This is a genomic window from Hyphomonas sp. UBA3601, from assembly GCF_002375605.1.
In the GTDB taxonomy this organism is placed as follows: Bacteria; Pseudomonadota; Alphaproteobacteria; order Caulobacterales; family Hyphomonadaceae; genus Hyphomonas.
The window spans coordinates 25,725-36,334 of record NZ_DFME01000078.1; the positions used below are offsets into that span (position 1 = coordinate 25,725).

General features: G+C 56.4%; 7 protein-coding genes. 3 read left to right on the forward strand and 4 right to left on the reverse strand.

Going from position 1 to position 10,610, the window contains the following annotated elements:
- Window positions 1–3,306: translocation/assembly module TamB domain-containing protein (locus tag B4F73_RS07935; RefSeq protein WP_290482951.1), on the forward strand; the 3,306-nt coding region annotated here is incomplete at its 5' end.
- A gap of 246 nt (window positions 3,307–3,552) precedes the next feature.
- Window positions 3,553–3,921 (forward strand): helix-turn-helix domain-containing protein, encoded by a 369-nt coding sequence (locus tag B4F73_RS07940; protein ID WP_206992697.1) that lies wholly within the window; start codon window positions 3,553–3,555, stop codon window positions 3,919–3,921.
- Window positions 3,922–3,933: 12 nt separating this feature from the next.
- Here the strand turns inward: B4F73_RS07940 and B4F73_RS07945 are convergent, their stop codons facing one another.
- Both B4F73_RS07945 and B4F73_RS07950 read right to left on the reverse strand, forming a co-directional pair.
- Window positions 3,934–4,923, reverse strand: coding sequence for a LysR family transcriptional regulator (locus B4F73_RS07945; protein WP_290478954.1), 990 nt, complete (start codon window positions 4,921–4,923; stop codon window positions 3,934–3,936).
- 416 nt (window positions 4,924–5,339) lie between these two features.
- Window positions 5,340–6,587 carry a cytochrome P450 gene (locus B4F73_RS07950; RefSeq protein WP_290482952.1) on the reverse strand — a complete coding sequence of 416 codons (1,248 nt, stop codon included), beginning with the start codon at window positions 6,585–6,587 and terminating at the stop codon, window positions 5,340–5,342.
- A 224-nt stretch (window positions 6,588–6,811) separates the two neighbouring features.
- On the opposite strand from B4F73_RS07950, the gene B4F73_RS07955 reads away from it, so the two are divergent.
- The gene (locus B4F73_RS07955) at window positions 6,812–7,351 is read left to right on the forward strand and encodes a MarR family winged helix-turn-helix transcriptional regulator (protein ID WP_051607713.1); all 540 of its coding nucleotides are present in this window, start codon (window positions 6,812–6,814) and stop codon (window positions 7,349–7,351) included.
- A gap of 28 nt (window positions 7,352–7,379) precedes the next feature.
- Here B4F73_RS07955 and B4F73_RS07960 read toward each other — a convergent pair whose 3' ends face one another.
- The gene (locus tag B4F73_RS07960; protein ID WP_051607714.1) at window positions 7,380–7,793 is read right to left on the reverse strand and encodes a nuclear transport factor 2 family protein; all 414 of its coding nucleotides are present in this window, start codon (window positions 7,791–7,793) and stop codon (window positions 7,380–7,382) included.
- A gap of 27 nt (window positions 7,794–7,820) precedes the next feature.
- On the reverse strand, window positions 7,821–10,268 hold the full coding sequence (locus B4F73_RS07965; RefSeq protein ID WP_290482953.1) for a TonB-dependent receptor: 2,448 nt from the start codon (window positions 10,266–10,268) through the stop codon (window positions 7,821–7,823).
- Window positions 10,269–10,610 lie beyond the last annotated feature (342 nt).

Sequence of the window (10,610 nt, forward strand, 5' to 3'; positions counted from 1 at the left end):
GGCGGCTTGTTGGCCAGCGCGGACATCAACGCATCGCGCCTGCCGATCTCCGAACAGCTGCGAACACTAATAGGTCCCTCCGCCGCCCTGAAACTTGATGGAGATATTGAGAAGGCGAGCATTCCTTTCGAATTTTCCGGCACACTTGCATCCGGGTCCATGTCCGCAAACGGTGTATATCGCAGCCGCCAGCGCGACTTCGACGGTCCGATCAATCTAGATGTGACGTTTTCTGGTCTCAAGGAACTGGTCAACCTCGATACCGATCTGGTCTTTTCAGGCTCTCTGACTGATCCCCGCGAGGCTCCCGGACTGACTGGCAATGCTGCACTACGCGCCAATGCGGGTGCGGACCTGCCTTTCAAGAAAGTCGAAGGACCAGTGGAGATCGTATCTACCGGACGATATGTTAACTTCAAAGGGTCGCTGAAGGGCACCGGCATCATGGCATCGAATGCGACGGGTCGCCGGATCGCAGGCCAATCACCGAAGGTGGATGTCGCAGGCGACTACAACCGGGACACCGGGGTCGTCACCCTTGACCCTTCGACTGCACGTCTTGCCAAAGGACGCATAGCAGCAAGCGGTGCGATCAGTATACGCGAGAAGACACTTGACGTTCAGGCGCGGCTTCAACAGGTGTCTGGCCTCCTGTCATCCGCACCCGACTTATCCTCCACCGGAAGCGTCGCGGTGACGGGTCCGTTTGCCGCCCCATCAATCGTCGCAGACGTCAACGCGCACGGTATAAATGAGATGAATGCGACGGCCGCCAAAGCTTTCGGAAATATCGCGCGGCTGCGCGCCACAGTTCAAAAAGCAGACTCCTCTTATCGTGTACGGACCGCCAGAATAGATGGCGACAATATGAACCTGTCCCTATCGGGCACTTACGCACCTGGCGGGGCCGCGAACCTGTCGGGTCAATTCACACAGTCCGATGCCATCCCTATCTCGGGTTCGGTAATCGACCTCAGCACCGGCATCTTCCAACTCTCCGGCCCAAGAGGCGTGGATGCTATAAGCCTAGCATCCTCAGGCGGCGCGTTTAGCCGTGGCTCCATTGCTATCTCTGATTTGCAAACGTCCGTAGATCTCAGACGGTCGGGCGATGGCTGGGCGGGTCCGGTCGCCTTGCAAGGTATTGCCGGCGACCACCCTGTCGAGATCACCTCCATGGCATCCTGGTCTGACGGTGTGTTCGCACTGCGGGATATCCAATCCGACTATGAGACGGCCCAGCTTTCAGGGTCTCTCTTGTATGGCGGCGAGCGCGGGCTCGACCTCAAACTCAATATAGTCGGAGACCGATTTGATCTCGGCTCGCGGCATGTCGGTGCATTTGATGTCGAACTGAGCGTGGACCGGGCCCCGGATGAAGACATGTCGATCACCGCCTCTGGCCAGGTTCAGAATGTTTGGCTCTCGCCGTCGCTTCGCTTCGACTCAGTAGACGGACAAATTCGCAATGCCCCGGAAGGCTACAATTTCGCAATACAGGTCGAACGCGAACATACTGCCCGACCCACTTCGCTGAACATATTGGGTGAGGCGGATTTCGGGGCTGAGTATCCTAGCGGCCAGATAGAACTGGATGGCACCTTGCTTGGTGAGGCTGTCCGCTCCGTTCAGCCCGTCAGTTGGCGGTTGGGCGAAACTCCCTCGGTCGAGGCAAACATCGCCATCTTCGGCGGGAGTATCGAAGCGCGCATTGCTGAGCGAACCCGTACGCCCCGCATGACCCTGACGGTCGACAGTGTTGACCTGGCTCCGGTCCTGGCTTCAGCGGGTATAGCCACGCGCCGGGTGATGGTGAATGGCAATGGAGACTTCCTGTTATTCGGAGCAAATCCGGAAGGCCAGTTTGACATAAATGTCGAGGGCCCGTTACCCGGGCTCGAGCGCGCCCTGGCCATTGATCTGGCAGGTCGACTGAGGAACGGAGCGCTGATTGTGGATGGCGCGGGCGATTATGGCGACTTGCGACTTGCGGGGTCGGCGACCCTGCCGGTCGCTGCCGATCCAGACGGTATCGCGCACCTGGACATGGAGCGCCCCGTGCAGGGAACGGCCAATCTTCAGGGCGACTTGTCGGATTTGAGATCGCTCGCCCTGGCATATGGACATGATATTGGCGGCGTCATAGACGCATCGGCCGACCTGACCGGAACACTCACAACACCCGCATTCAGCGCTGAAGCAAAGCTGACGGATGGCATTTATGAGTTCGGGGCAACAAGCCTCAGGCTCGTGAATTTGAATCTGGACACAGATTATGTCGACCAGGCCCTAACCTTGCGCGGAAGGGGCAAAGGGGCTGATGGCGGTACGGTGAGCGTGTCCGGTACACTCTCGGCAGACGACACCAAACTCACGACCGATTTTGCTGACCTGTTGGTCTATAATCGGGATGGCGACTCACTTCGCGTGGATGGCAAGGTCAATCTCGCTGGTGGCGCAGACAAGCGGACCGTTTCCGGAAATGTCGACGTACGATCGGCTCGGTTCAATCTCGACAACCTGCCATCATCCAAAGCACAGGCCATCGACGTGCGCTGGAAAGAGGATGGCGACGCAAGTGACGGCCAAAGCGCACTCAGGCATTCACTCGCGCTGGATATGCAGATCACAGCGGATCGCCGGGTCTTCATTGATGGTCGCGGACTGGAAAGCGAATGGGGAGCAGACCTGAAATTGACCGGGACGGCTGCCGATCCTCGCCTCAACGGCATAGCGACGATGCGCCGGGGAACACTGGACCTGGCCGGGCGCCCCTTCATATTCGACAGCGGTAACGTCTATTTTGACGGTCCTCTGCGGCGGGCCCGCCTGGAGGTAGAGGCAGACCGGACGGTGAACGGGTTTGAAGCGAATGTCGCCCTGACAGGCACACCCACGAGCCCCACGATTGAGCTAACAAGTTCTCCCGATTTGCCAGAGGATGAAATTCTGTCACGCCTGCTATTCGGGCGGTCCTCGGTGGACCTGTCAGCGCTGGAAGCCGCTCAACTGGCCAATTCAATTGCGCGACTCAGCGGTAACAGTTCCGGATTCGACCCCACATCCGGGCTTCAAGCCGCCCTTGGTGTGGACCGGCTATCATTCGGAACCAATGATGAAGGCTCGGCGCAAGTAGGAGTCGGACAATACATCGCAGACGATGTATATCTCGAGTTAAACTCGGCGGGCGCGGCAGGCAGCTCCGTTGAAGTTGAGTGGGAGCCAAGACCACAGGTCTCTGTTACTTCAGAAACTACTACAGATGGCGATGCCACGCTCTCAATAAAGTGGAAAAAAGATTATTAAAAATTGCAGAGGTTTAATCCATCTGAAGTAGGATCGGGGGCGATTTAACCTGGGTTAAGCAATAGCAGATGACGCTGCTTTTTATGGGTTTTTCAGTGTTTCAAACGGGTCCAATATTGGGGCAGCAATCAGGATGAAACGCAAAATTCAGTGTGCATTCCATTTTCTTGGGTAGTGGCATCCTTGCCATAACACCCTTTGCGGGAAAATTGGTTACCTCTGATGGATATATGGAGCGAGCAGGTCATGAAGCAATCTACTTCCAGAGCCCCTACGGCAGTCGATCAGATGGTTGGCGAAAAAATCCGAAAACTTCGTCTGGATCGAAACCTGACCCTCGCTGAACTTGGCTCTGAACTCGGCATCAGCCATCAACAGCTTCAGAAGTATGAGACCGGCACCAATCGATTGAGCGCCGGAATGCTTGCCAATGTCGCGGAAGTCCTACGCGTCTCAATCGCCAGCCTTTTCGAAGACGAGAACGCTGACGATGACAAGGACGCTGATCCGTCCGCAAAGGTTCGCGCAGAATGCCATTCCTGGATCGACCGTACGCCCTCCAAAGAGCGCCTTTCGATGATGGCAAAAGTCTTGCGGGTCATGTCGAGCGACTGATCCCAAAAGGATCTACGTGCCGGTGACTCTTGGCACCGACACGCTTTCGTGAAATTCGGCTTCAGCTTCGATCCGCTGCTTTGGGTGATAGAACTCGTCCGTGAACCAGGGCGAGACCTGCTTGTCAAATAGCGACTTGATCCATTCGATCATGAGGTTGCCAAGCGGTGACCGCCGCGTCTGCTCCGTATACGCTATCCAGAACTGGATCGGCGCCACTTCCGACATGTCCAATGCGACGAGATCCGGGTAGACATCCTGGTGGTATGTCGGCAGCAGCGCGATCCCTCCACCTCTCCGGCACAACGTGATCATGGCGCTTGCCGAATTCGTGACGAACGCAAAATCGATCATTTTCTTCAACTCATGCGCCTTGGGGGCCCATCGCTCAACTTGCTGAACATATGATTCGTGCAAAATGCACCTGTACTGATGATACTCGAACATGCTGGAAGGCTGACTCGTTTGCGCGTCGAGGTACTCTCTGGATGCGAAACCAATATAATGAAGTGTGCCCAGTTTGTGCGAGATAATCTCCGGGTCCCGAGGTTCGGTAAACTGGATCGAGATGTCCGCCTCGTCGTTCAGCAGGTCCGGCTCCTCTGCCTTAACGTGCATTCGAACTTGCGCCTTTGGATGCGCTGTCTGGAACTCGGCCAGGCGCGGGGCGATCCAGTACGGTCCGACACCGTCACCCGATCCAATCGTGATCCGGCCTTCGGTGCCATCGGTCTTGCCGATCGCCTTGCTGAGCACTTCATTGGCGGACTCTTCCATCTGCCGCGCATAGCGCAGCACCGTCTTCCCGGTCTCCGTCAGCTCCATGCCGCGAGTTGACCGGGTAAACAGTTTGCTGCTCAGAAATTCTTCGAGCTCATCAATCTTCCGACTTACTGTCGGAGGCGACTCCCTCAACCGCGCCGCGGCCGATGTCATGCTGCCCAGTTCAGCAACTACCTTGAAGACACGCAGTTTGTCCCAGTCGATCCGTTGGTTGGTCATACAGTTTCCAGAAGCCTCGAAGCTACTTGTTCAATCAATATGTTCGTCAGTCAAACGACTAGCCTGAACACAGATAGCTTCATGAATACTGAGAGAAATACTATCCTCAATACCAAGAAATACAACGGCGTGGCGTGACTTTAACTAGATTATGATCCGAGTTTGCTTATTTGACCGCGCCAGATTGCTATCAGGCAATCTGGAGGCCAAACGGATGCGCACCCTCGTCCACATGGAATTGGGAAATGCAATTCAGGGCCTACACCCCGTTCGCTTCATTCGGGCCGGGCCGAAGACCTACTTGGCAAGCCCATGCTGCAGCACATGGTTTTTCACGTTTGAGCGACCCCATGCAGGATTGCGGCATCAACGATCACGCACATTTTTCCATTTCCACGTCACCTGGAATTGATCTGCTACACAACCAGATTCACAGGGCACGTCTTCAGGCCGTAATTGAGCAGACCGCCTCTTTGGCGCACACGTTCACCTGCTGATTCCAGGCGGCTGTAGCGGTTGAGCAGGCTGTTGATCATCTGGGCAGCTTCATTGCGAGCAATCCCTGCCCCCATGCAATGATGGATACCATGCCCGAATGTCGCCTGCTTGATCATGTTCGGTCGCTTCAGAATAAACTCATCCGGCCTTTCAAAGACAGCCGGGTCCCGATTGGCAGAGGCGTGGAAGATCGCCACCCAATCTCCTTCTCTGATCTGCGCTCCCCCAAGTTCGTAGTCCTGCGTGCATACCCGGTGGAGACGCTGAACCGGCCCGTCCCGGCGCAGGCTTTCTTCGATGAAGGCCCGCACGAGTGAACGATCGGTCCGGAGCGTCGCATACATCTCGGGATCATCGGCCAGCACATCAATCAGATTTCCCAGGAGATAGCCCGTGGTCTCTGCGCCAGCCACGACCAGCGTCAGGCAAAATCGCACCACTTCCTCACGCGTCAGGCGGCTTCCGTTCGACTCAGTCTGGATGAAGGCAGACATCAAGTCGTCGGGAACCGGTTTGCCTGTCTCGATATCGGCGTAGCGCTGGTCGACCGCTGACTGATAGTAATTCCAGAGCTCGATATTGCATTGCTGGCGCTCCGCCAGGGTGAAGTCAGAGGTCACCATGAAGGCATTGGCCCAGCGACGCAAAAGGACATAGTCCTCCTCCGGCGTACCGATCAGTTTGGTCATTACGAGCGCGGGCAAATTCGGCGCCAAGTCTTGCATGAAATCTACCGTCCCGCCGCCGACCATGTCGAGCTGCGCTTCAACCGTTGTCTCCATCCATGGCGCCACGTCGCTCATGACCCGTTTGGGCGAAAACGCCATTTGGGCAATCTTGCGAAGCTCCGCGTGGCGAGGATCGTCATGATTGACCAGCATCAGGGTCGGCGCTTCGGATTCTTCCTGCATGATATCGCGCGACGAGAAGACATCTGCGCGCCGGCAAACTTCCTGGACATCGGCATGCTTCAGCACGACCCACGCGGGATACGGCTTGTCCAAGCCGGGTATGGTGCCCGGCGGATAATCTTCAAGGCCAAACTGGATCGGCAAGTCGCGCAGATGCGCGTAATACGGATAGGGGTTCGCCATTACGTCCGGGTGATAAAGATCCCGCACGTGAAATTCATCAGGAATGTAAGGCTGGGTGGAGGCTTGTGTCATCTGGTCTTCTCCCGGGTGCAGCGGCCCAGCGCGGTGCTGGCAACCGGCATGATTGTTGAGGGTATGGATCGCGCTCGAATTTGCGTGCGCTGGTTTATTGTGTCCTTAGGACCTTTTTGTTACATGGCGCAGTTCCTTCTTGTCGGGCATTCTGGAGACTCGGTATTTGAAGGGAGATTCGACTTCGCTTATCGGCGAGGGCGCAGCAATGAACCGGAGACTGGATGGACCTTTCGAAGCGCAAACAATCGAGCAAGGATTTCCTCGACCTGTTTTTCCCGATCCACTATCTGGTGGGAATGCAGATTGAGGACGCCCTCAAATGCGGCGTGCTGACACGCCAGCAAGCCTGTCTCCTCTGGACCATCCATACGCGCGGCACTGATGGGAAGAAGATGCGTCGCAAGGACATCGCGCATGCGCTGGCGTCTTGGTACGAAGTAACGAGTTCGGCGATCTCGAAATCCCTCCGTGCGCTGTCCAAGCCGCCCCTCAACCTGATCACAATGGTCGAAGACCCCGAAAACGGACGCGAGAAGTTTGTCGTGTTGACGCCCCGCGGCGTTCAGTTTGTCGAAAGCATGATGCGCAACGGCACCGCCTTTGTGGAAACAATGGTCGAACGTCTCAGCGACGATGAAATCAGGTCCGGGATTCACTTCCTGGCCAGAGTAACCGAAATCCATCATGAGCTGGCCTCCGAGGCTGCCGCGAAGCAGAAACCGAAGCGCAACAGCGCGACAAAGCCCAAAGAGTTGAGCTGATAATCGAGGGCGGGACGCACGTTCATTCCTAGCGTTCCGGCGTCGTCAGGTCGAACGCGACATGCACAGCCTGAGCGCTATCCTGAAAATCCCGGAAGCGGATGACCTGTCCATCCCGAATGGTAAGGATGTGCGCATAATCAGCCGCGTAAAGGCGCCCCGTCGCCTTCAGCACCATGCGTAGATGCCCGGTCACCGCCACCTTGTCGCGTTCCGCTATGAACTCGTCCTGACGAAACGTCTCGATGTCCACATCATTGCCAACATGGCCGAAAAAGATCTTGCACTTCTCCTTGCCGCGAAAAATTCCTGCGAAGGGGATGACACTCGGACCGTAGAATTCGATCGTACAATCCTCGGCCATGACTCCGAACAATTTGTCGAAGTCACCTTCATGCACGCCGGCATACCAGGTCTGGGCGGTTTCCAATGGGGTCATCATCTTGTGAGGTTTCCTCTGGCTGAGCCTCTAGAACTGGGTGGAGAGTTCGATTCCGAACGTACGCGGCGCACCGAGGGAACCGACGAATTCGGCACCATAGGTTGTGCCCGTAAGAATCTGGTTGGTGAAATAGGTCTCGTCTGTCAGGTTTTCCCCAAACAACGCGACCTTGTATTGTCCATGTCCCGGCGCATATGTCGCCCGCGCGCGCAGGACACCATGGCTATCCTGTGACGCCGCATTGATATTGAACACGGTAAAGAAGACCTGATCCTGCCAGGCATAGTCCGCCCGAAGGGTCAGATCGCCGCCAAATGCCGCAAAGTCTGCCTGAGCGCCGATATTCATTTTCCATTCCGGAGCCCGAGGCAGCCTCAAACCATCAAGATTGCGAAGAGTTGATCCCGGCTCATCCGTCAGCGGTGCGGGACGCAAGGGTTCAGTCAACTCGCCTTCGGTAAAAACCGCGTCGAGATAGGTTACCGACCCGTCGAGTTGAAACACATTGCCGAGCAAGGCCGCAAACTCGACTTCAGCCCCTCTGACTTCCGCCTTGCCGACGTTCCGGATGATGGGCTGGTTGGCGATCGAGTCCTGCGCCTGCAGGTTTGTGTAATCATATATGAATGTCGCCGCGTTGAGACGCAGTCGCTTGTCGAGCAGTCCAGCTTTGAGGCCGGCTTCATAGGCCCAGATTTCCTCGGGCTCGTATGGGGTTCGCTGGCTGGATCCAATATTGTATCCGCCACTCTTGAAGCCACGCTGGGCGCTCGCATAAAGAAGCAGGTCATCCGCAGCCGTCCATTCAAGGGCGAACTTCGGCGTGGTCGCATCAAAGGTCGCAGGGCCCTCGACTGGTGCAACCACGAACCCAAACGGGTCTGGCTGGACACCATCACGGCTTTCACTAACTGCGTTGGGGAAAAACAGAACTTCCGGTGCAAACCTAACAAGAGACCCGCCCGGTGCTGACGGGAGAAAGGCGAGGTCGAAATTCTGGAAGCCGTCACGCTCTTCCTCGGAATATCGCAGACCGGCCTTCAATGTCAGCCTGTCGGTCAGATCGAAACTCGTATCAATGAAGATATTGAATGCTTCGGTTTCCTGACGCCCGTTCAGGTGCAGCTCGCAACATAGCGTGCTTTCCGGAATGCTGACCTGAAAGGGTGGCAGGACACCCGCAGTCTGCAGATCAAGCAGGCCTTGCGTAAGGATCGGCTCCCAGAAGTCGCCAAAGATGTTGTTCTGGATATCATTCTCTTCAGAAAAGTATCCGCCCCCGGCAATCCAGCTGAAACGTCCTCCGGACGGGGAGGATAGCTGGAAATCGGCGTTCCATTGCTCATGATCTTCGGCGCGATGGATGTAGGTATTGAACGTGTCTCCGAGATCAAACGAGTTCTGGAAGTCAGGATTTGAATTCTTGTAGCCGGTGATGACCTGAACATCATAGTCGCCGAGGGCCCAGTCGAGCCGCCCTGTGAGACCCCACACGCTTGTTTCGTTGAAATAGTCGACTGCCGAAAAGATGGCGCGAGAGGAGGGTGCCGAGATACGGCCACTATTCTTGATGCCGAAATAGGGCAGCGTCTGGGAGCCCTCGCGAGTCCCGAGCCAGCCCGGCACTTCATCCTGGTACCCCAGGCTCGCAAAATGGAAGACGTTGGCGCGATCGTCCGCTTTGTAATAGTCCCCCGTCAGGGTGAGCATGGCGGTGGGCGTCAAATCGACCTCCACCGTGGCGCGGGCGGTGATGTCGTGCTTGTCCTCCGCATCGAATGTGCGATCGGGCTGGGATGCGGGGAGTGTCCCACGTGGCAGATGAACCGTCGTGTACCCGTCGCGATCCTCCTTCTGGACCGCCAGACGGGCCCGCACACGGTCATTGAGAGGGCCGCTCAGGGCGGCGAATGCGTGCGTGCGATCATAATTGCCAAGGATCAGTCGCGCTTCGCCGGCGAATTCATCGGTGGGGCGCTTGGTGATGATGTTGACGGCGCCACCGGTGGCGTTGCGCCCGTAGAGGGTTCCCTGTGGACCGCGCAAGACTTCCACGCGCTCTATGTCAAAGAAACCAGGACCAATTGCAGCCGCGCGCGACAAATAGACTCCGTCCAGATAGGTCGCCGTGGAACTGTCGGCACCGGCCACGATGACCGGCGTACCGATGCCACGAATAAAAATGGACGTGTCTCCCTGATAGTTGGAAACGTGAAGTCCCGGAACCATGTCTGCGACATCTTCGACGGACTGGACCGACCGGTCGAGCAATGCCTCGCTGTCGAGCGCCGAAACCGAAGCTCCCGTACTCTGAATATTTTCCTCTCGCCGCGTGGCCGTAACCGTGACCGTACTCAGAGTACGGGACTCCATCTCAGGCTCAGCCTCGCCTGAGACATCCTGCGCGGCGGCCGACTGCATGACCATGGCAAAAGCGCACACCGAAACGGTGGCGCCAAGAGCGCGTTTCAACATTGTTCCCTCCCTTACCCCCGCGGTGCGAGGGTTCTTTTTGTTATACCGCAAGATGTCCCTCGTTGATTGTTTCCGTCAAGACCCTTTTTGAAACCAAGATCACTCACCTTCACAAAATTGCGCGCCTGCGGATTACTCCGCCTCAATCACCCCTCAATTTACTGCGTTGTTTTATTTTTATTTTTTTATTACACATGCACCAGAGCGATTCCGGGCACCGAATCATTGTCAAAACTCGCACATTGAATAAAAGGGTCCTTAAGACCTCTTTAGCATGTAAAGGACCTGAAATATGCCTGGATTTACGATCGGACTGGACGCAGGAATCGCCCACCTCATATT

What these genes read in the sequence shown, in the direction of transcription:
- B4F73_RS07940 (WP_206992697.1), top strand. Translation starts at nt 3,553, where the DNA reads ATGAAGCAATCTACTTCCAGAGCCCCTACGGCAGTCGATCAGATGGTT.
- B4F73_RS07945 (WP_290478954.1), bottom strand. Translation starts at nt 4,923, where the DNA reads ATGACCAACCAACGGATCGACTGGGACAAACTGCGTGTCTTCAAGGTA.
- B4F73_RS07950 (WP_290482952.1), bottom strand. Translation starts at nt 6,587, where the DNA reads ATGACACAAGCCTCCACCCAGCCTTACATTCCTGATGAATTTCACGTG.
- B4F73_RS07955 (WP_051607713.1), top strand. Translation starts at nt 6,812, where the DNA reads ATGGACCTTTCGAAGCGCAAACAATCGAGCAAGGATTTCCTCGACCTG.
- B4F73_RS07960 (WP_051607714.1), bottom strand. Translation starts at nt 7,793, where the DNA reads ATGATGACCCCATTGGAAACCGCCCAGACCTGGTATGCCGGCGTGCAT.
- B4F73_RS07965 (WP_290482953.1), bottom strand. Translation starts at nt 10,268, where the DNA reads ATGTTGAAACGCGCTCTTGGCGCCACCGTTTCGGTGTGCGCTTTTGCC.